At 65.2% G+C, this 21,212-nt stretch carries 20 protein-coding genes and 1 pseudogene; 3 read left to right on the plus strand and 18 right to left on the minus strand.

Annotated elements, in window-relative coordinates:
* The first annotated feature begins 40 nt into the window (after positions 1-40).
* From J3S28_RS10965 to J3S28_RS10975, 3 genes are all read left to right on the plus strand, one after another.
* Positions 41-1,678, plus strand: coding sequence for a sigma-54-dependent Fis family transcriptional regulator (locus tag J3S28_RS10965; RefSeq protein WP_207840411.1), 1,638 nt, complete (start codon positions 41-43; stop codon positions 1,676-1,678).
* A 251-nt stretch (positions 1,679-1,929) separates the two neighbouring features.
* On the plus strand, positions 1,930-3,426 hold the full coding sequence (locus J3S28_RS10970; protein WP_207840413.1) for an aldehyde dehydrogenase family protein: 1,497 nt from the start codon (positions 1,930-1,932) through the stop codon (positions 3,424-3,426).
* A gap of 27 nt (positions 3,427-3,453) precedes the next feature.
* Positions 3,454-4,566, plus strand: a complete 1,113-nt coding sequence (locus tag J3S28_RS10975) for an NDMA-dependent alcohol dehydrogenase (RefSeq protein WP_207840415.1) — start codon at positions 3,454-3,456, stop codon at positions 4,564-4,566.
* A gap of 148 nt (positions 4,567-4,714) precedes the next feature.
* Here J3S28_RS10975 and J3S28_RS28960 read toward each other — a convergent pair whose 3' ends face one another.
* From J3S28_RS28960 to J3S28_RS11055, 18 genes and pseudogenes are all read right to left on the minus strand, one after another.
* Complete coding sequence (locus J3S28_RS28960) at positions 4,715-5,023, minus strand: PDDEXK-like endonuclease domain-containing protein (protein ID WP_237341447.1); 309 nt, start codon at positions 5,021-5,023, stop codon at positions 4,715-4,717.
* An 87-nt stretch (positions 5,024-5,110) separates the two neighbouring features.
* Positions 5,111-5,326: pseudogene (locus J3S28_RS28965) on the minus strand (type IV toxin-antitoxin system AbiEi family antitoxin); the annotation flags it as partial.
* Between the two features lie 295 nt (positions 5,327-5,621).
* Positions 5,622-5,744: a hypothetical protein gene (locus tag J3S28_RS28575; RefSeq protein ID WP_272874164.1), complete on the minus strand. Its 123-nt coding sequence runs from the start codon at positions 5,742-5,744 to the stop codon at positions 5,622-5,624.
* Positions 5,745-5,752: 8 nt separating this feature from the next.
* Complete coding sequence (locus J3S28_RS10985; protein ID WP_307797031.1) at positions 5,753-6,550, minus strand: crotonase/enoyl-CoA hydratase family protein; 798 nt, start codon at positions 6,548-6,550, stop codon at positions 5,753-5,755.
* Positions 6,551-6,675: 125 nt separating this feature from the next.
* Positions 6,676-7,020: an ArsR/SmtB family transcription factor gene (locus J3S28_RS10990; protein WP_207840419.1), complete on the minus strand. Its 345-nt coding sequence runs from the start codon at positions 7,018-7,020 to the stop codon at positions 6,676-6,678.
* On the minus strand, positions 7,007-7,465 hold the full coding sequence (locus tag J3S28_RS10995) for an SRPBCC family protein (protein ID WP_207840421.1): 459 nt from the start codon (positions 7,463-7,465) through the stop codon (positions 7,007-7,009). The genes J3S28_RS10990 and J3S28_RS10995 overlap by 14 nt, the downstream gene beginning before the upstream one ends.
* Before the next feature lie 87 nt (positions 7,466-7,552).
* Positions 7,553-8,158: a TetR/AcrR family transcriptional regulator gene (locus tag J3S28_RS11000; protein ID WP_207840423.1), complete on the minus strand. Its 606-nt coding sequence runs from the start codon at positions 8,156-8,158 to the stop codon at positions 7,553-7,555.
* Positions 8,143-8,898 carry an enoyl-CoA hydratase family protein gene (locus tag J3S28_RS11005; protein ID WP_207840424.1) on the minus strand — a complete coding sequence of 252 codons (756 nt, stop codon included), beginning with the start codon at positions 8,896-8,898 and terminating at the stop codon, positions 8,143-8,145. The genes J3S28_RS11000 and J3S28_RS11005 overlap by 16 nt, the downstream gene beginning before the upstream one ends.
* A gap of 1 nt (position 8,899) precedes the next feature.
* Positions 8,900-10,057 carry an acyl-CoA dehydrogenase family protein gene (locus tag J3S28_RS11010; protein WP_207840426.1) on the minus strand — a complete coding sequence of 386 codons (1,158 nt, stop codon included), beginning with the start codon at positions 10,055-10,057 and terminating at the stop codon, positions 8,900-8,902.
* 11 nt (positions 10,058-10,068) lie between these two features.
* Complete coding sequence (locus J3S28_RS11015) at positions 10,069-12,030, minus strand: ATP-binding protein (protein ID WP_237341362.1); 1,962 nt, start codon at positions 12,028-12,030, stop codon at positions 10,069-10,071.
* An 8-nt stretch (positions 12,031-12,038) separates the two neighbouring features.
* Complete coding sequence (locus J3S28_RS11020; RefSeq protein WP_372435994.1) at positions 12,039-13,574, minus strand: acyl-CoA carboxylase subunit beta; 1,536 nt, start codon at positions 13,572-13,574, stop codon at positions 12,039-12,041.
* 32 nt (positions 13,575-13,606) lie between these two features.
* The gene (locus J3S28_RS11025) at positions 13,607-14,770 is read right to left on the minus strand and encodes an acyl-CoA dehydrogenase family protein (RefSeq protein WP_207840431.1); all 1,164 of its coding nucleotides are present in this window, start codon (positions 14,768-14,770) and stop codon (positions 13,607-13,609) included.
* Positions 14,771-16,480 carry an acyclic terpene utilization AtuA family protein gene (locus tag J3S28_RS11030; RefSeq protein ID WP_207840433.1) on the minus strand — a complete coding sequence of 570 codons (1,710 nt, stop codon included), beginning with the start codon at positions 16,478-16,480 and terminating at the stop codon, positions 14,771-14,773. It lies immediately after the preceding gene.
* Positions 16,477-17,250, minus strand: a complete 774-nt coding sequence (locus J3S28_RS11035; RefSeq protein ID WP_207840435.1) for a TIGR03084 family metal-binding protein — start codon at positions 17,248-17,250, stop codon at positions 16,477-16,479. Before J3S28_RS11035 ends, J3S28_RS11030 begins: the two co-directional genes overlap by 4 nt.
* 337 nt (positions 17,251-17,587) lie before the next feature.
* On the minus strand, positions 17,588-18,469 hold the full coding sequence (locus J3S28_RS11040; RefSeq protein WP_207840438.1) for a PaaI family thioesterase: 882 nt from the start codon (positions 18,467-18,469) through the stop codon (positions 17,588-17,590).
* Between the two features lie 31 nt (positions 18,470-18,500).
* The gene (locus J3S28_RS11045) at positions 18,501-19,373 is read right to left on the minus strand and encodes an SDR family NAD(P)-dependent oxidoreductase (protein ID WP_207840440.1); all 873 of its coding nucleotides are present in this window, start codon (positions 19,371-19,373) and stop codon (positions 18,501-18,503) included.
* Positions 19,374-19,379: 6 nt separating this feature from the next.
* Positions 19,380-20,645 carry a hypothetical protein gene (locus J3S28_RS11050; protein WP_207840442.1) on the minus strand — a complete coding sequence of 422 codons (1,266 nt, stop codon included), beginning with the start codon at positions 20,643-20,645 and terminating at the stop codon, positions 19,380-19,382.
* A gap of 8 nt (positions 20,646-20,653) precedes the next feature.
* A complete protein-coding gene (locus J3S28_RS11055; protein ID WP_207840443.1) occupies positions 20,654-21,205 on the minus strand; it encodes a nuclear transport factor 2 family protein in 552 nt (183 codons plus the stop codon).
* Between the last annotated feature and the right edge of the window lie 7 nt (positions 21,206-21,212).

Genomic DNA, 21,212 nt, shown 5'->3' on the forward strand with positions numbered 1-21,212 from the left:
ACGAGAACGCGCGCCGGCGGGGGTAACGTCAACTGTGATCATGACCACAGGATCCAGCTCCCCGGTAGACCGTCCCGTCATCGCTCAATCATGGCGACGGTCGCAGATGAGCGGACTGCATCCGGAGGATTCGCCGGATGTACGGCCGGTGTCGATCTCCGCCCGCGACCATCCGCTGCTCCGGGCTGCGAACCCGGTACTCGATGAGGTCGCCCATCAGCTCGCCGATTCCGACACCGCGATCCTTCTCGTGGACTCCGATGCACGGCTCGTGTCCCGAACCTTCGGTGGCGTCCGCGTCGAGCGGGTGATGGAGTCCGTCGGCGCGGTCAGCGGAGTCGGGTTCGCCGAGGACGCGATGGGCACCACCGCGCTGGGCACTCCGCTGGAGATCCGGGGTGGCATCACGATCAACGCGTCCGAGCACTTTCTCGATCAGTTCAAGGCGATCAGCTGCTACGGGCGGCCCATCCTGCATCCGGTGTCGCGGCGCCTCGAGGGCATCATCTGCATGAGCAACCTCGAGCAGACCGTCAACCCGTTGTTCGCGCCCTTCGTCGACCGGATCGCCGGCGACATCGAGCAGAGGTTGCTCGACAACTCACGTGCCCGCCAGCTCGCGGTGGTCGAGGCTTTCCAGCGGGTCGCCCCGAGACGCGACGTCGCGGTGGTGGCGATCGGCGACGACCTGCTGCTCACCAATGCCCTGGCCGCCGACATCCTGGCGTCCGCCGACTTCGGAACGCTCCGGGCCGTCGCCGCCGACCTCGACTCGCGCGAACGTAGCACCACGATGACGCTGTCCTCGGGCAACGCGGTGGACCTGCTCGCGAACCCGGTCCCCGGCAGCGCCGGTGGCGCCCTGTTCCGGATTCGGCCGAGCGAGTTCTCACGTGTGGTCGTGCCGCGCAAGCAACCCTCCTCTGACCCGGTCGCACCCGTTGCGTCGCACACCGGCTGGACCCACGCCGCGATCACGGGGGAACCGGGTACCGGACGCACGAGCGCCGCGACCGACCTGATGGGCGCACGATCCGCGCGGGTCATCGACGCGGCCGGGTTCCTCGGCACCCGCAGCGCCAGCGACCTCGGGACGGCGTTGGGCGCCGACGACGCTGTCGTGGTCGAGAACGTGCATCTGCTCGATCCCGTGGGCCTCAACGCGCTACGGGCCGCCATCCTGGCCGGGGCGGGCCCGATCGTGCTGACCGCTCCCCCCATCGCCGAGTTGAGCAGTCCGGTGGCTGCCCTGATTTCCCTGTGCCCCAAACGAATAGACCTCGCTCCCCTACGCAGGCGCAGTACCGAGATCCCGGCACTCGCGGGCCAGGTGCTCAGCCGGGTCGCGCCGCAGGCCCGACTCGGCGCCGCCGCCGGAGAGGCCTTGCTGGCGTGCGATTGGCCCGGCAATCTCACCGAGCTGACGATGGTGCTGCGAACAGCCGCCGACGAGGCGGGCCGACGCGGGGACACGACCATCACCGTCGCCGATCTGCCGAGTCAGTACCAGACGACAGCACGCGCGCACCGGCTGTCCGGACGCGATCGGGCCGAACGCGCGGCCATCGTGGACGCAATGAGTGCCTGTGCAGGCAACAAGGTGCACGCAGCGAAGATGCTCGGCATCAGCCGCAGCACGCTGTACACCCGGATCCGGGCCCTCGGCATCGACCACTGACCCGGTCTTGGTGGGTTCTGGCGACCGTTTCCCCAGGTCGCGCTCACCAGAACCCACCACTTCCGGGTGTCCGGAGACGAAGCGAAGCGGAGCTCGACCGAAGTGTCCGGAGACGAAGCGAAGCGGAGCTCGACCGAAGTGTCCGGAGACGACGCGGTGTACAAATTCCGGACAGTTACGCATCACACTTCGTTGGCACTATGACGGCAGTCACATATTCATGACTGTGCATGCTCAACGAGGAGATGTGAATGACCGCCATTGCCGAACCCCGATTGACCTCACGGGTCAGGGACTTCGTTTCGACCGAACGCAGGATGCTGATCGGTGGTGAATGGGTCGCTGCCGCGTCCGGCAAGACCTTCACCACTTACGATCCGGCCACCACCGCCCCCATCACCGATGTCGCCCACGGCGACGCGTCCGATGTCGACCGCGCGGTCCGCGCTGCTCGCAAGGCGTTCAACGACGGCCACTGGGCCCGGATGAAGCCCAACGAGCGTGAGCGTCTGCTGTGGCGCGTCGGCGACATCCTGTCCGAACGCGCCGAGGAGTTCGGCCAGCTCGAAGCCCTCGACAACGGCAAGTCCGCCGGTATCGCCGCCGCCGTCGACACCCAGTGGTCGGCCGACATCTTCCGTTACAACGCCGGACTCGCGACCAAGATCTTCGGTTCCACCGTCAACGTGTCGATGCCGTTCGTCCCCGGCGGTGAGTTCCACGCCTACACCCTGCGCGACCCTGTGGGTGTCTGCGGACTCATCGTGCCGTGGAACTTCCCGCTGCTGATGGCCTCGTTCAAGCTGGCCCCCGCACTGGCCGCCGGCAACACCGTCATCCTCAAGCCGGCCGAGCAGACCCCTCTCACCGCGCTGCTCCTCGGTGAGGTCTTCGAAGAAGCAGGCTTCCCGCCCGGAGTGGTCAACATCGTCACCGGATTCGGCGACGCCGGCGCAGCCCTGTCCGCACATCCCGACGTCGACAAGATCGCGTTCACCGGCTCGACCGAGGTGGGCAAGAAGATCGTCGCCGCCGCGCAGGGCAACCTGAAGAAGGTCTCTCTCGAACTCGGCGGCAAGAGCCCCAACATCGTGTTTGCCGACGCCGACTTCGAGCAAGCAGTCGCCGGCTCGGTGGCCGCGTGGATGTTCAATCACGGTCAATGCTGTGTCGCCGGCACCCGGCTGTTCGTCGAACGCCCCATTTTCGACGACTTCACCGCGGCGGTTGCCGAGGCCGCCTCGAAGGCAAAGATCGGTCCCGGGCTCGACCCCACCACCGAGCTCGGACCGCTGATCTCCCAGGAGCAGTTCGACAAGGTAAGCGGCTACCTGGCCCAGGGCCTAGCCGACGGCGCCCGCGCGCTGACCGGTGGAAAGCGTTGGGGCACCGATGGTTACTTCATCGAACCGACCGTGTTCGTCGACGTCGAACCGAGCTTTTCGATCGTCGAGGAAGAGATCTTCGGACCGGTCGTGGCGGCCATGCCGTTCGACGGCGACGACGTCGTCTCGGCCGCGAACAACTCGATCTACGGCCTGGCGGCAGGGATCTGGACCAAGGATCTGTCCAAGGCGCACAAAACCGCCCGCCGGATCAAGGCCGGTTCGGTGTGGGTCAACCAATACAACGGTTTCGACACCGCCATGCCGTTCGGCGGCTACAAGCAGTCGGGTTGGGGACGCGAGCTCGGCAGCTCGGCGATCGATCTGTACACGGAAACCAAGTCCGTCAACATCGCACTCTGACAATCGAACTCACGAGAGGGAAATCACATGAAGACCAAAGCAGCAGTACTCCTCGAAGCAGGTAGACCGTTCGAGATCATGGAACTCGAACTCGACGGGCCCGGCCCCGGCGAGGTCCTCATCAAGTACACCGCAGCCGGCCTCTGTCATTCCGACCTGCACCTGACCGACGGTGATCTTCCACCCCGCTACCCCATCGTGGGCGGACACGAGGGCTCGGGCATCATCGAAGAAGTGGGCCCCGGCGTCACCAAGGTCAATCCCGGCGACCATGTGGTGTGCAGCTTCATCCCGAACTGTGGCACCTGCCGTTACTGCTCGACCGGCCGCCAGAACCTCTGCGACATGGGCGCAACGATCCTCGAGGGCTCCATGCCCGACGGTTCCTTCCGATTCCACGGTGACGGTAAAGATTTCGGCGCCATGTGCATGCTCGGAACCTTCGCCGAACGCGCCACCATCTCACAGCACTCCGTGGTCAAGGTCGATGACTGGCTGCCCCTCGAGACCGCGGTACTCGTCGGCTGCGGCGTTCCGTCCGGCTGGGGCACGGCAGTGAACGCGGGCAACCTGCGCAACGGTGACACCGCGGTCATCTATGGCATCGGTGGCCTGGGCATCAACGCCGTTCAGGGTGCCGTCGGCGCGGGCTGCAAGTACGTCGTCGTCGTCGACCCGGTGGCCCTCAAGCGCGAGACCGCGCTCAAGTTCGGTGCGACACATGCCTTCGCCGACGCAGCCAGTGCTGCCGAGAAGGTCAACGAACTGACCTGGGGCCAGGGTGCAGACGCTGCCCTGATCCTCGTCGGTACGGTCGACCAGGAAGTCGTTTCGGCGGCAACCGCTGTCATCGGCAAGGGCGGCACGGTCGTCATCACCGGTCTCGCCGACCCCACCAAGCTGACAGTGCAGGTCTCGGGCACCGATCTCACGCTGAATCAGAAGACGATCAAGGGCAGCCTGTTCGGATCGATGAACCCCCAGTACGACATCGTCAAACTCCTTCGGCTGTACGACGCCGGGCAGTTGAAGCTCGATGAGCTGATCACGAAGACCTACAGTCTCGAGGAAGTCAACGAGGGATACCAGGATCTGCGCGACGGCAAGAACATTCGGGGTGTGATCCACCACGCGGGCTAGTTCCGCGGCACCCGGATAAGGCAAGGCCCGCACCGTCCCCCCTCGCGGTGCGGGCCTTTGCCATGCCCCCACCCGCCGACCGTGCCCTTCCAGACGCCGACCGTGCCCTTCCAGACGCCGACCGTGCCCTTAGCGGCGACGACCGCGCTCATTCTCGATACCCTCTGTCCCACAGATGCTTTCGCATCTCGCTCACTACTTCCTGCGGATCGTTGCGAAGTTGCTCGGCACGAACACGAACGGTTACCCACCCCAGGCTTGCGGTCTTCGCGTCGCGAGCCTTGTCGCGAAGACGTTGCTGCTCGGTAGAGTGGAACTCTTCACCGTCATACTCGACTCCGATGCGATACTTTCGATACCCGCGGTCGAAGCGAGCGAACTCGTGGCCGCTCTGGTCGTACAGAGAAATCTGCGTTTCCGGTTTGGGCAGCTCGCCTCTAACGATCAGCAGTCGCAACCAACTCTCCGGTGGAGACTCAGAACTCGTATCGATGTGAGGAATCAGTCCACGAATCTGGCAGACCCCGCGCGTCGCCGGATGTGCGCGGATGTACGCCCACAGGTCAGACGTGTTGAGGCCGGTTACCTTCAGCAGGTCATCGAGATGGCCCAGGGCCCTCCATTCAGGGGGCCTTCGACCTAAATCGTAAGCGGTCCGCACCACTGACAAGACCGGGATACCCTCGACAGTCGTCACATCACCCGGATCCAGATCTGCGCGCACCACCTTGATTCCGCCACGATTTCGCCCCTGCCCGGTGGCCGGCCGACAAACCTCGACCTCGAACTCGTCGTCGAACTACGCGATGCCATGCAAGATGGCGGCTGACAGACCGCTGATGACAGCACCGGGTCCAGCCCGCTTCAGTGCACTACGCATCTGCCAGGCCGGGTCGACCTCCGCGTCCAACGGGACGTGCACACCGCGGTACAGCCGACGCGACGCAGCCCGTGATCGGGCCGCTCCCCAGAGTGTTGGGCCATCCGATTCAATGCAATAAACGACGTTGAATGAGCCTGACCGGTTCCATCCGCTGCAAAAAGCAGCAGCCCACTCAACTACCCAACAGCACGGTCGGCGTCAGGAAGGGCACGGTCGGCGTCAGGAAGGGCACGATCGGCGTCAGGAAGGGCACGATCGACGTCCGAAAGAGCACGATCAGCGTCAGGAAGGGCACGGTCGGCGTCAGGACTTGCGCTTGGCGGCGAGCTCCTCAGTGCGCTTGCGGACCACTTCGGTCTGCTCGGGCGAACCGATCAATTCGCGGATCGCGACCTGTTCGGCGTCGAAACCGTCGGCGAGCGTCGCCCGCCCGGCCAGATCCAGCAGATGCTTGGCGTGAACGAGCGCATTGCGCGAGTTCCCCGCGATCTCAGTCGCCAGGGCCGTCGCGGCGGCCAGCGGATCGTCGTCGACGCGGGTCACCAAACCCAGCGCGGCAGCGTCGGTTCCGCTGAGCCGGCGGCCTGTGAAGACCAGCTCCTTGGCGACGTCTCGCCCCACGAGTTCGGGCAGCAACTGGGTGCCCGTCATATCCGGTATCAGACCCCACACGATTTCCATCACCGACAATTTCGTATCGGGCGCCGCGATTCTGATGTCCGCACCGAGGGCCACCTGCAGGCCGCCACCGAATGCGACGCCGTGCAGCGCGGCGATCACGGGGACCGGTACCAACGACCAGATGTGCGCCGCCTGTTGCCCGAGCGCCTTCGCCGCGCCGATGCGCTCGGTCTCCACGACGAGGTCATCGACGCCACCTGCCATTTTGGCGAACTGTCCCGTATCGAGGCCGGCACAGAATGCGCGACCCTCGCCCGCGATGACCACGGCGGACACATCGATCCGGTCGATCAAGCTCGACCCCACCGACACGAGCGCCTCGAACATCGCCGGGTCGAGGGCATTCATCTTCTCGGGGCGGCTGAGGCGAACCTGCGCCACACCGTCTTGAACATCGCACGTCACCCGGTTGGTAGTCACACCAGACTTCCTATCAGAAACGGTCAGAGATCACCGCCTGCAGCGGCGGGCGACGCTGTGTCGGCGGCCCTGGGCGCCATTTCGCGTGACACGAAGTCCTCGAGGTCGATGAGCTGGCCTGATTCTCAGACGTCGGTTCCCTCGGATGCAGACGTCTCCGCCTGCGCCTTGATGTCGGCCAATCGGCGGTCCCAGCCCGCTGCGATGGTGTCGAGTTCCCGGCCGATGCGACTCAGGCGTGCACCAACAGCCGAGAAGCGCACCTCGCGACCAGCCTTCTCAGCTGACACGAGACCGGTTTCTTCCAGCACCGCAAGGTGTTTGGCAATCGCCTGCCGAGACACCGGGAACTCAGCCGCCAGCGCGGACGCCGACGCCGACGATCGACCCAGCCGAACCAGGAGGTTCCAGCGCGTGTCGTCGGCGAGGGCCGCAAAGACCGCGGGCAGGGTCTCCTCAGCTCCGGACATCGACCTGAACATCTTCGAGATGATCCTTGGCGACTCCGAGTTCGATGGTCCAGCCCTCGGTGTTGTCGTCGAACTTCCTGCGCCGCTCGGCCGCATCGCCGGGCAACGACGCAAATCCGCTCTCGACGACTTTGAGAACCACAGAGTCCGAGCCTGTTTCATCGATCCAGAACTCGACCAGGGTGGACGGTCCATCAACCTCTGCCGAATCGGCAATCCACCGAAATGCCGCATATCTCGGCGGGTCGAGCGTCACCGTCCGGATTGCGAAGGCGCCGTGGACCGGATCGTGGACGATGTCCACATCACCGGACCGCTCGATCCGATGGTCTCTGATGGCTTTGTCATTGATGTACCACCCGGGTTCGCTGATCAACGACCAGACGCGGTCGGCAGCGGCGGCGATGTCGATCTGCTTCTCGATGCGGTCGAATTCGTCGGTCATGATGTCCTCCAGTTCGCGAATTGGCGACTTGCAACCCCAGGATTGCACATTCCCGATATGACCCGCAACCCCACGGTTGCACAAAATTCAGCGGAGCGACGTCTGCAATTGCTCGGCCCACGCCGCGACCACCTGCTTACGACGAGCAGAGTCGTCGGAGAGAGTGTCTGCGAGTCCGAGTCCACGCGCGAAGTCCAGCGTCGCCTGGACAAGGCGGTGCACTCGGGGGTCACTGTCGTCGACGCCCAGCATGTGCACCGTCCGGCGATGAGCCGCGGCACCGAACCGACCCTCGAGCGGAAGGATCAGCTTCTTGAGTGCGTCGTCGGATGCTGCCGCGGACCAGACCTGCAGCGCCGCTTTGAACTCCGGCCCGGTGTAGAAATCGACAGCCGTCGCGACCGCGACCTCGATGCGTTCTCCGCCCGGCGGGAGCCGATCGGCCGCGTCGGTGGCGCGCATCGTCAGTGATTCGAACACGTGCTCCAGCGCTGCGGTGATCAGGTCTTCGCGCGTCGGGAAATGATGCTGTGCTGCGCCGCGAGAGACCCCGGCGCGGCCGGCGACGACCCCGACCGTGCACGCGGCCCAGCCGTCGACGGCCAGGACCTCGATGGTCGCGTCGAGCAGCCGTTGCCGTGTTGCCCGGCTGCGATCTTGCTGTGGCACACGGGTGGTCACGATGTCACCCATGGTGGCGGCTGCTTGGTCAGGAACGCCGTCATCCCCTCCCTGGCTTCATCGGAGGCGAACAACGTTGCCGACTGCTCCACCAACCGCTCCGCATCTCGGTCGAAGTCACGAAGTGTCGACGCCGTGGTCAGGGCTTTGCTCGCGGCCAGGCCCTGCGGTGAGCCCTTCCGGAGGTCGGCACACCACCCGGCGACGATGTCATCCAACGCGGCGCTGTCGGTGACGGCGGCCGTGATGAGCCCGATGTCCTGCGCAGTCGCGGCGTCGAACTTCTCCCCCGTCAGGAAGTAGCGGGACGCGGCCCGCGACGTCAACCGGGGCAGAACCGTCAGCGAGATCATCGCCGGGGCCACCCCGATGCGTGCTTCGGTCAGTGCGAACGTGCTCTTCGGCCCGGCGGCCACCAGATCGCAGGCGCCGACGACACCGAATCCACCGGCCCGGACGTGGCCGTCTATCCGGCCGATCACCGGCTTCGGCAATTCCAGAATCGACCGCATGAGGTCGATCATCACGTCGGGCCGGGAGCGACCAGCCTCGCTGAGATCAGCTCCCGCACAGAATGTCCCACCCGTGTGCGTCAGGACAACGGCGCGAGCCGCATCGTCGTCCCGGACGTCGACGAGACAATCGCTCAGTTGCTCGACCAGCGCGACCGAGATGGCGTTGCGGTTGGCCGGTGAGTCGAAGGTGATGGTCGCGATCCCGGCATCGACCGCGTACCGAACGACGTCGCTCATGTCAGTACGACTTCGGAAGGCCCAGGCTGTTCTGCGCCACGAAGTTGAGAATCATCTCTCGGCTCACCGGCGCCACACGGGCGATGCGACACAGGTTGAGCAAGGGTGCCAACCCGTATTCGGTGGAAAGTCCGTTTCCACCGAGCGAATGCACCGCCTGGTCGACGATCTTCACGCAGGCTTCGGCGGCAGCGTATTTCGCCATGTTCGCCGGTTCCGCGGCGCCCCAGTCGTCACCGGCGTCGTAGAGCGTCGCGGCCTTCTGCATCATCAGCTTGGCCAGTTCCATCTCGATCTTGCCGACCGCCAACGGATGCGCAATCGCCTGGTGCGCGCCGATCGGTGTCTTCCAGACCGTGCGCTCCTTGACGTACTCGACGGCCCGGCCGAGCGCGTAGCGGCCCATACCCACCGCAGACGCCGCCGCCATGATGCGTTCGGGGTTGAGTCCGGCGAAGAGTTGGCTCAGCGCGGCGTCCTCCGACCCGACCAGTGCATCGGCGGGCAAGCGCACATCGTCCAGGAACAGGAGAAACTGCTTCTCGGGGTTGAGGAGTTCCATCTCGATCTTCTGAAACTCGAAACTCGGAGCGTCGGTCGGGACGATGAACAGTGCCGGCTTGAGTCGCCCGGTCTTGGCGTCCTCGGTCCGGGCGACGATGAGAACGGCCTGCGCCTGGTCGACACCCGAGACGTAGATCTTTCGTCCCGAGAGCAACCAATCGCTGCCGTCGCGGCGTGCGGTCGTGGTGATGTTGTGAGAGTTGGAACCGGCGTCCGGCTCGGTGATACCGAAAGCCATCGTGACGGAGCCGTCCGCAAGACCCGGCAGCCAGTTCTGCTTCTGCTCCTCGGTGCCGAACCGGGCGATCACGTTGCCGCAGATGGCCGGCGACACAACCATCATCAGCAGACCACTGCCGATCGCGGCCAGTTCCTCCATCACGATCGACAGCTCGTACATCCCGGCTCCACCGCCGCCGTACTCCTCGGGCAGGTTCACACCGATGAACCCGAGTTTGCCCGCCTCGGTCCATAATTCGTCGGTCTTTCGGCCGGCGCGGGCACATTCCTGGAAGTACTCGCTCCCGAATCGGCCACCGAGGGCGGCCACCGAACTGCGCAGTGCCTTTTGTTCGTCGGTCTCTACAAAGCTCACGATGTCTTCCCTCAATCCTGTTCCGTGATGACAGCGAGGATTTCCCCGACCGCCACTTGCTGTCCCGCTGCCACCGGCAATTCTTCGACGATCCCGTCAGCAGACGCAGCGATCGTGTGTTCCATCTTCATCGCTTCGAGCCACATCAGTGGATCGCCGCGTTTGATCTCCTGCCCCAACACCACCGCGATCCGGATGACCGAACCCGGCATCGGGGCCAGCAGGGATCCGGGTGCACTGACCTCGGCCGGATCGACGAAGCGCGGCTTGCGCGTCAGGGCTGCCGATCCACCGGTGAAGTCCACCCATGCCGAGTCCCCGAGTCGGTCGACGACGAATCGTCTGTCGACGCCACCCACGGTGAGGATCACCGTATCGGGGGTGATCGCCCCCACGGAGACCTCGGGATCGTCCGGCAGCAGCACACCGTCCCGCGTGTTCCGGTAACGGACCTCGATCTCGTTGTCGTCGTGCAGGTACCCCTTCGACTGCGGACCCGACGCAAGATTGCGCCACCCGGCAGGCAATCCCGGCGAGATCGCGGCACGCTGTCGGTTCGCCGCTGCGTCGGCGAGGGCCACCGCGATCGCGGCCAGACGCACTTGTTCGGGGCCGGCCAGCGGCGCCGACAACACGTCGATTCCGATCTCGTCGATGAACTTGGTGGTCGTGTCGCCTGCACGGAACTGACTGTGCCGCAGCATGTTGACCAACATGTCCCGATTGGTCCTGGGTCCGTGCAGGCGGGCCGATCCCAGCGCACCGGCCAGCAGATTGATGGCGGTCGTGCGGTCGGGCGCCCAACTGATGACCTTGGCGAGCATCGGGTCGTAGTAGGTGGAGATCTCGTTGCCGTCGACGATCCCGGAGTCGAGCCGGACGCCGGCAGCCCCGAGTCGGGTGAAGCTGGTGTCGGCGGCGACACCGAAGTGGTGGATGTGTCCGGACTGGGGTTGCCAATCGGCAGCCGGGTCCTCGGCGTAGAGACGAACCTCGATGGAATGGCCGTGCGGCTCCGGCGGGGTGGGCGGCAACGACTCACCGCCTGCGATCTGCAACTGCCAAGCCACCAGATCCAGACCGCTGGTCTCCTCGGTGACCGGATGCTCCACCTGCAGTCGGGTGTTCATCTCCAGGAAGTAGAACCGGCCGTCGTCATCGGCGAGGAATTCCACCGTACCCGCCCCGGTGTAGCCGATGGCCGACGCCGCAGATCGCGCCGCGTCGAACAGCTTGTCGCGCAGGCCTTGTCCCACTCGCTCGACCAGCGGGGACGGCGCCTCTTCGATGACTTTCTGGTGGCGGCGCTGGATGGAGCACTCACGTTCACCGACCGCCCACACGGTGCCCGCGTCGTCGCCGAGGATCTGTACCTCGATGTGGTGGCCCCGTTCGATGTAGGGCTCGCAGAAGACGGTGTCGTCGCCGAACGCGGAGGCGGCCTCCCGAGCCGCTCCGGAGACCTGCTCTTTGAGGTCGGCCAGGTCACGCACGATCCGCATGCCGCGCCCACCGCCTCCGGACGACGCCTTGATCAACACCGGCAGTTCCCCGGCGGTGATGGTGCCTGGGTCGAGGTTGCCGAGCACCGGCACACCGGCACGCTCCATGATCGCCTTGGCATTGACCTTGGAACCCATGGCGTCGATCGAGGCTGCAGGCGGCCCGATCCAGGTCAGTCCGGCATTGTGGACCGCACGTGCGAAAGCCGCGTTCTCGGACAGGAAACCGTATCCGGGATGCACCGCGTCGGCGCCGGCCGCAACTGCCGCAGCGATCAACAGGTCGATGTCGAGGTAGGTCTGCGCCGAGGTGTTGCCCGGAAGGCGCACCGCCACATCGGCGGCCGCCACGTGGGGCGCGTCGGCGTCGGGGTCGGAGTACACCGCGACGGTGCCGATGCCGAGTCGACGACAGGTGGCGAAGACCCGAAGGGCGATCTCGCCGCGGTTGGCTACCAATACTGTGTGCATGTTCTCCATCACATCCGGAAGACGCCGAAGTTGCTGGTGCCCTCCACCGGTCCGTTGTCGATCGCCGAGAGACAGAGACCCAGAACGGTTCTGCTGTCACGCGGGTCGATGATGCCGTCGTCGTACATCATTCCGGACAAGAAGGCGGGCATGGACTCCTTCTCGATCTGGGCCTCGATCATCGCTCGCATACCGGCGTCTGCGTCCTCGTCCACTGTGCCTCCGCGCGCTTCGGTGGCGGCGCGCGAGACCATCGAGATCACGCCGGCGAGCTGCGCGGCGCCCATCACCGCCGACTTCGCGCTCGGCCAGCTGAACAGGAATCGCGGGTTGTAGGCGCGGCCACACATTCCGTAGTGACCGGCGCCGTAGCTCGCACCGATGAGCATCGAGATGTGGGGAACGGTCGAGTTGGACACCGCGTTGATCATCATCGAGCCGTGTTTGATGATGCCGCCCCGCTCGTACTCCTGACCGACCATGTAGCCGGTGGTGTTGTGCAGGAACAGCAACGGTGTGTTCGAACGATTGGCGAGCTGGATGAACTGTGTCGCCTTCTGCGCCTCGGCGCTGAACAGCACACCTTGGGCGTTTGCCAAGATGCCGATGGGATAACCATGGATGCGTGCCCATCCGGTGCACAGTGACGATCCGTACTCGGGTTTGAACTCGTCGAACAAGCTGTCGTCGACGAGGCGGGCGATCACGTCACGGGGATCGAACGGGATCCGCAGATCGCCCGGGACGATGCCGAGCAGATCGCTTGCCGGAAAGCGTGGTTCGATCGTCTCCGCGACCGGGCCCGGACCCTTCTTACGCCAGTTCAGACGCGCGACGATCCGCCTGCCGATCCGGATGGCGTCCTGTTCGTCGGCGGCGTAGTAATCCGCGAGGCCCGACGTTCGGGCGTGCATCTGGGCACCACCGAGCGACTCGTCGTCGCTGATCTCACCGGTGGCCATCTTCACCAGAGGCGGGCCACCGAGGAAGACCTTGGACTGCCCTTCGATCATGACCGTGTGATCAGACATGCCCGGCAGGTAGGCGCCACCGGCCGTCGAGTTGCCGAAGACGAGAGACAGTGTCGGAATCCCCGCCGCGGAAAGTCGCGTGAGGTCCCGGAACATCGCGCCGCCCGGGATGAAGACCTCCTTCTGCGTCGGGAGATCGGCGCCGCCGGATTCCACCAAGTTGATCAGCGGCAGCCGGTTCTCCAGGGCGATCTGGTTGGCGCGCAGCCCTTTACGGAGTGTCCAGGGGTTGGAGGTGCCGCCGCGCACGGTCGGGTCGTTGGCGACCAGAACGCATTCGACGCCCTCGACGACCCCGATGCCGGTGACGATCGAGGCGCCGACCGGGAAATCGGATCCGTAGGCAGCGATCGGAGACAGTTCGAGAAACGGGCTGTCCTCGTCGATGAGGAGTTCGATCCGTTCGCGCGGAAGAAGTTTCCCTCGCTGACGATGCTTGGCGATCTTCTTCTCACCGCCACCCGCAAGGGCCTGCGTGAACAATTCTTCGAGCTCGGCGATCTTGCCGAGCATCGACTCGGTCGCAGTCGTGGTCTCGGGTGCGCTCATGGGTGGTATCCCAATCTCTTGCCGGCGAGGCCGGTGAGGATCTCGGTGGTACCGCCACCGATGCCGATGATCCGCATGTCGCGGTATTGCCGTTCGACCTCTGTTCCGGTCATGTATCCGGCGCCGCCGAAGAGCTGAACCGCCTTGTTCGCCACCCATTCACCTGCCTCGACCGCGGTGTTCTTGGCGAAGCACACCTCGGCGATGAGGTCTGTCTCACCGGCCATCGCAGCATTGACGACCGCGTGGGTGTACGTGCGGGCAACATCGATCTTGCGCGCCATCTCGGTCACGGCCTCCTGGACCGATTGGCGGGCGATGAGCGGTTTGCCGAACGTCTCGCGTTCGCGCACCCAGTCGAGGGTGAGGTCGAGACATCTCTGCGCGCTCGCGTAGGCCTGCACTGCGAGCCCGACCCGCTCGGTGACAAACGCCTGCGCGATCTGGAGGAACCCGGAGTTCTCGGCACCGACGAGATTGCCGACCGGGACCCGGACGTCGACGTAGGCGAGCTCGGCGGTATCCGACGCGCGCCAACCCATCTTGTCGAGCTTGCGGGTGACCGTGAACCCCGGTGTGCCCTTCTCCACGACGAGCAGGGACACACCACCGGCGCCGGGCCCGCCGGTCCGAACGGCGGTCACCACGAAGTCGGCTCGCACCCCCGAGGTGATGTAGGTCTTCGATCCGTTGACGATGTAATCGTCGCCGTCGCGCACTGCCGCGGTGGTCAGATGCCCGACATCGCTGCCGCCACCGGGTTCGGTGATGGCCAGGCTGCCGATCTTCTCGCCGGCAAGTGTCGGCCGAACCCAGCGGTCGATCTGTTCGCCCTCACCGGCTCCGATGAGGTGCGGCAGCGCGATGCCGCAGGTGAGCAGCGACGAGAACACACCGCCGGCAACGCCCGCATAGTGCAGTTCTTCACCCAGGATGGTGGCGTCGATCAGGTCGCCGCCGGATCCGCCGACGTCTTCGCCGAATCCCAGACCCAGCAGACCGACCTCGGCCGCCTGCTTGTGGAGGTCGAGCGGCAGCTCGCCGATCTGCTCCCACTCATCCTGATGGGGCAGGATGTGCCGTTCTGCGAAAGCCTTGACGGTGCTGCGTAGTTGAGATCGTTCCGGCGTGCCCCACGCCGGTGCTTCGAGAGTCTTCATTCATTCTCCAAACTCGACAGGGATGGCGACGTGACGCGAACGCAGCCACTCCCCCAGCCCTTTTGCCTGTGGATCGAACCTGACGTTGTCGGCGACTCCTCGGCCGAGGATGCCTTCGATGACGAAGTTGACGGCGAGGAGGTTCGGTAGCTCGTGGCGGTGAACCGTGAGCTCAGCTGCTTCCGGTATGAGGTGCTTGAACGCCTCGACGGTGAGAGTCGCTGCCAGCCAGTCGTAATGCCCGGCATCCCGGACCCAGACACCGACGTTCGCGTTGCCCCCCTTGTCTCCACTCCGCGCGCCGGCGATCTCCCCGAGTGGTGCGACCCGGGTAGGCCCCCACGAGCTGGCCGTCATGTCCGGCGTCGTCCGTTCGGTGATCGACTCAGGGATCTCCGACGTCGCCAGTGGGCTCGGCGCGATCACCTGCTCGGTGCCGTCAGCGAGGTGGACAGTGTGCGTAACCGCAGAAGCAGGCACGTAACCGGCCTCGAACACCGCAAACGGCGCGCCCTGCCCCGGAGGTGCGGTCATCGTGAACCCGGGGTAACTGGCCAGGGCCAATTCGACTGCTGCCGAGGGGAACTGCCGTCCGACCACCTTCGGGTCAGAATCCTTGGCGATGCATTGCAACAACGCGCTGGCCTGCTGCTCGGTAGGAGCATCGGGCTGGTCGAGCCGGGTCAGGGTCCAGGCGAGGTCGGCAGGTGCCGGGTCGAGCGCAGCCTCGAATTGGCTACGGACCAGTTCGGCCTTGGCGTCGATGTCGAGGCCGGTCAGCACCATCGTGACCTCGTTGCGGAAACCCGCGAGGTGGTTGAGAGACACCTTGAGCGTGTCAGGCGGTGCTTCGCCCTTCACGCCGCTGACCTGGACCCGGTCGTCGCCGAGGTCGGAGAGGGCAATCGAATCCAGACGTGTGGTCGCATCGGGCCCGAGATAACGGGGACCGGTGATCTCGTACAGCAATTGCGCGGTGACGGTACCGACGGTGACCGCCCCGCCGGTGCCCGCGTGCTTGGTGATGACCGAACTGCCGTCACTTGCGATCTCGGCGATCGGGAACCCCAGGTGCGCCATGTCTTTGATCTCGGTGAAGAACGAGTAGTTTCCGCCGGTGGCCTGTGCTCCGCATTCGATGATGTGACCTGCCACAACCGCTCCGGCCAATCGATCGAGATCGTCTGGTTTCCAACCGAAGTGGGCGACGGCCGGCCCAACGGTCAGGGACGCATCGGTGACCCGGCCGGTGACGACGATGTCGGCGCCGGAGCTCAGAGCAGCGGCGATCCCGAACCCACCCAGGTAGGCGTTCGCGGTGAGCGGTGATCCCAACCCGAGATCGGCCGCATTCTTGGTCAGGTCGTCGCCGTCGACGTAGGCGATGGTCGGCGACAGTCCCAGTTTGTCCGCGAGTTCGGTGAGCGCCTGCGCCAGGCCGGCGGGATTGACTCCGCCGGCGTTGCTGACGATCTTCACTCCCGCATCCAGGGCGGTCCCCAGGTTGGATTCCAGTTGCCGCAGAAACGTTTTGGCGTAACCGAGCCCGGGATCCCGGAGCCGATCTCGGCCGAGGATGAGCATGGTGAGCTCGGCGAGATAATCGCCGGTGAGGTAGTCGAGTTGCCCGCCGTTGAGCATCTCCTGCATCGCCGAGAACCGGTCGCCGTAGAAGCCGGACGAGTTACCGACCCGGATCGAGGCCGTCATCGGCCACGTCCCGGAGGTCCGGCGAAGCACTGCGCGATGGTTGCCCAGTGCGCCGCGTCTTCGCCGGTTGTCTCGATGTCGAGCTCTGAAGGATTGCGCCGCTGGGTGACGAGCAGGCAGAAGTCGAGTGCGGATCCGGTGATGCGCTGGGTGGCATCATCCGGCCCCCAGGTCCACGTCGAACCGTCCGGCGCTGCCAGTTCGACCCGGAAGGCGTCGGTGGGCGGTATTTCACCGTTGACCTGATACGCGAAGTCCCGGGTCCGCACACCCAGATGCGCAATGGATTTCAGACGACCGGTCGGTGCGTTCACCACACCGAGCGCATCGGCGACATCAAGGCCGTGCGCCCAGACCTCCATCAGTCGCGCGGTGGCCATCGACGCCGCGGACATCGGCGGCCCGAACCACGGGAGCTTCTCTCCGCTCGGGGTGGCGACCAAGGCGTCCGCGAGTGCTTGCCGCCGTTGTCGCCATTCGTCGAGGAGTTGCCCGGTCGGTTTGGCGGCTTCCTCCCGGGCGCCGTCGTCGACGAAGCCGGTCGGGTTCTGCCACGCCACCTTGAGGATGTCGTCGAAGGCCACCTTGTCGGTGGCCGCGATCCGCGCCTGTTCGTCAGTCCATGACAGGTGCGCGATCTGGTCCTTCACCGTCCAGCCGGCAGCCGGAGTCGGTGTTTCCCAGCCCGATTCGGGTAAATCGGCCACCAAACGGTCGACCAACTCGGTCTCGGCAGACAGGTCTGACACCAGTTCGTCCACGATGCTCACGCCGCCAGCATCACACGGGCCCTGACCAAAAGCAAGCACTGGTGCTTGTTTTTAGGCCCGACCGTGCCAGTAACGCCGCCGAGTGAACCACCACGGTCTCGCGGCCCCGCGTTGTCTGGACAGACGAGGAGCGAGCGCAGCGATGCGAAGAGGAAGGAAGACGACGCGATCAGGGCCGCGACGACCCAGCGAGCGAGCGAGCAAGTTCAACACAGCCACCACGGTCTCGTGGCCCCGCACGTTCTGGACTGAGGAGGAGCGAGCGCAGCGATGCGACCGACGAGGGAAGAACGTGCGATCAGGGCCGCGACGACCCAGCGAGCGGGCGAGCAAAAATTTACAGAGTTCCGTCAGCGACCGCCTGGGTCAGAAGTTTTCCTGCGGGATCGACCATGGTGGCGATGACCGATGCGATGCGTCGACCGGATTTCACCTGTTCGACGGTGATCGTCAGATCTCCGGCGTCGAGGGCGGGTGATCGAAGGAAACTGACGGTGATGTCGCTGATCCGGTAGCGGATCCCGGCTGCGGCCGAGAGTTCGACACCGAGCGAACACACCTCGGCCATGAGTGCGATGACGACCCCGCCGTGCATCGTTCCCATCTGGTTGGCCATCGCCGAGCTCGGCGTCGCGGTCACGACGACATTCGACTCCCCCACGGCGGTGACTGCCATCCCCAGAACGTTCTGGATGGGCCCCGGAGCAATGGTTCCGTCGGCCAGGCCGCGAAGGATTTCGCGTCCGGTCAGGGCTGGATCCAACGTTTCGGGCAGACTCGCGCCGAGCATCTCGGACTCTGTCGCCATCGCGTCGCGTCGGGGTATCTCCCCGGTCGCCCTACTGACGACAACGGCGCGCCCCGTGGCCGAACACACCACGGCTCCGGTGGCGTCGTCGACGAGCTCGGCATAGGTCGTGCCGTGACCCTCGACCGCGCCGACGACCCGACCGCGCCCGGTCACCCGCGCTCCGAGGGTGACCGGTTCCGGAACAGAGAGCGAAAGCCGTGATTGCACTGTCGCCGTCCCCGGCGGCTGGGAGTGATAGAAACTCGACCCGCCGACCATCTCGGCGAGAGTCGCGATCGCAGAAAGCCCCACCTCACCGCGGTGGTCGACGAGCCCGGCGCCGATGTGCTGTCGCAGCACGGTGCCGTAAGGCTCGCCGGGAAACGAGGAGATGGCGAGGGCGGCCAGGGGGTCAGGTGCTGCAGTCATGACTGAACACCTACCACGTGCGTGAACCTGGTTATTCGGTGACCAGCGTTGCCAGCTCCGTGAGGGTGTAGGGCGGTTCGTCGTCGTGGCCCCGGTACGCCACGAACGAGGGCTCGAAGGCCGGGTATCGACCGATGAATCCACCGGCAGCACTGTAGATCTGGCCGGTGATCCCCGATGCGAGGTCACTCGCGAGGTAGGCGTAGAGCGGCGCGACGTAGTCGGGAGGTGCCGGGTCGAGCGCAGCGTCGCGCGTACCGGCGTCGAGTAGCCCACGCTCGAACAGGTCGTTGATGTGCGCCTCGTACTCGGGTCCGGTGGACAAGCGCGTCTTACCACCCGGGCACACCACGTTCACCCGTACGCCGTGTGGCGCGAGGTCCGCGGCCAGCGCAACCGACAGGCTGTTGACCCCACCTTTCCCCGCCGGATAGCCGGTGCCGCCGAAGTTGCCCGCCGATGCGGCGGAACCGGTGGTGACGATCGCGCCCGATCCTTGCCGCACCAGAATCGGGGCCGCGGCTCTCGTCAGTTCGAAGGTGCTCACGAGATGGGCATCGAGTTGGGCGAAGAACTCGTAGGTACTCATCGTCAGGATCGACGAACCCGCGGGTTCAGCGACCCCCGCGCAATTGATGACGATGTCTATGCCACCGAACTCGCTGACCGACGCCTCGACCAACCGATGCGCCACCTCCTCGTCGGCGACGTTCCCCACAACCGGTATGGACCGGCCACCTCCGCTCACCAACTCTCGAGCAGCGGCCTCGGTCGTCGAATCGTCCCGTCCGTTGACGATCACCGACGCACCTTCGGCGACAAGCGCTTTCGCGACGGCGAGTCCGATGCCCCGACTCGAACCCGCGACGACCGCGCGTTTGCCGAGCAGCTGTTGTGTGGTCACGGCCGCTCAGGTGCCTGCCGTCACCGGAGTGATCGACAAGGGGATGCCGCGGCCACGGTCTTCGAACTCGAACGTTGCGCCACCGCTGAACCGGGCAATCGCGACTTCCCCTAGTTCTTTCTTGAGCGGGGTGCCATGGGATATCTCGATCACCAGGTCGTCGCCGTCCACATATCCGGACACTTCGGACCAGCGCAGGTCAACCGCGGTGGCCATCGCCAACACAGGCTCGAGGTGCTCAGGATCGAGGTGCGCCAACCATCCGTCATCCACGACTGCGTCGGATGTCCGGGGCAGTCGCACTCTGACGATGGCGCCCTCTCCCGAGCCGGCCGTCTCGATCTGGACGCCGGTGTACTGGACGGGACCCAGAATCGGATGAAGTCGCAACACCGTTGCCAGATCTTCGGCTCCCCGGTCGAGACCGAGACTCTTCCGCAGGCGGTCCGCGGTCAGCCCGCTGATCCCGGTGAGCTGCTTCCGGAAGATCTCGATGGCCCCGTCCTCGTCGGTCTTGCCACGGACCGACATGAGAAAGCCGAGAGCCAGTAACTGATGTTGCAGCGCAACCTCTTCCGCAATACGCACCAGCGCCGAATGAGACCAGTCCTCGAACTTCAGGTCCTCCCAGACCGGACCGAGGTAGTCATCGTGGCCTCCGCCCCCGGGCTCGATCACCGACAATTCGACATGGGCGGCCCGGGTGCCCGACATGATTATCGACTCCGGAGGCAGTGGCAGCTCTTCCCGGTCGGGTTCGATCGTCACCGTCCAGGCACAGTGCGGGTGCCGCCCCTCCGGCCTGCGCGGCGGGCGGTGGATCGGTCGGATCCGGGCACGCCGGTTGGTGGCGATGGCAGTCGCGTCGAAGGTCGGATCCTCGATGTCGTGGCACATCGAGGTGACGTAGTCGTCCCCCATCGGCTCGACATCGAGCAATGCCCCGCAGTGGTTCAGGACGAATTCACCGTGGTACTCGTCGAAGATCGTGTAGCGGAAGTCCATGAACTGTGGCGGTGCGCCGATGTCGAGCTGGAGACACTTGAACATGTCCGCCACCCCGTCTCCGTCGATCTGCAACGCGGTGCGCATCCGCTTGGTGTAGACGGGACTTGCCGCCATCCATTCTTCGATGGCGATCTGGGCCATGGTCTCGCGTCCAAATGCTGCGATGCAGTGCGCCATTCCGGACCGGTCGATCAACTGGCCCGACAGCAGGAGCTCGGGGACCAGCTTCGCCAGGGTCGTGCGGTCGAGGGCTGCGTACGACATGGGTCAGATCACCACATCGGAACCGGCGTTTTGCCGAGGGGGTACCAACCCGGCAGCAGCTCTTCGGCAGTGAGCACACGATCGATGCGGCCCTGCATTCCCTTGCTCATCACGCCGTCGTTCATCATCTCCATGAACAGGGCCGTGACGTTGCCGTAATCGAAGAAGTCTCGCTGCCAGCCCCACTTGAAATCGCCAGCGTACTTGAACCAGCTTCCCTGAATGCCTTCGAGTCCGTAGTGGCTCCCGTCCGGCCGGGTGGCCTCGAAGATCTGCTTCCACAACCCCAGCATGTCGCCGGTCTTCTCGTCGATCACCCAGGACTGGTACGGGTAGGTCCAACCGTCCAGGCCGTCCATCTCGTATCCGATCGCGTAGTCCCGGATCTGTTCGCGTCCGATCGCCATGAAGTCGTGCTTGGCGCCGTAGTTCCAGCCGTAGGTGGCATCTTCGGTGTAGAACTCCGAGAGCGGTCGCCAGTCCCCGGTCTTCTCACAATCTACGTTGGCCTGCAGCCAGCGTTCCTTCATCTCGTCTAGTTCGGCGCGATCAAAAGACATGACAGTA

The sequence above is a fragment of the Williamsia soli genome, from assembly GCF_017377795.1.
Lineage (GTDB): Bacteria > Actinomycetota > Actinomycetes > Mycobacteriales > Mycobacteriaceae > Williamsia > Williamsia soli.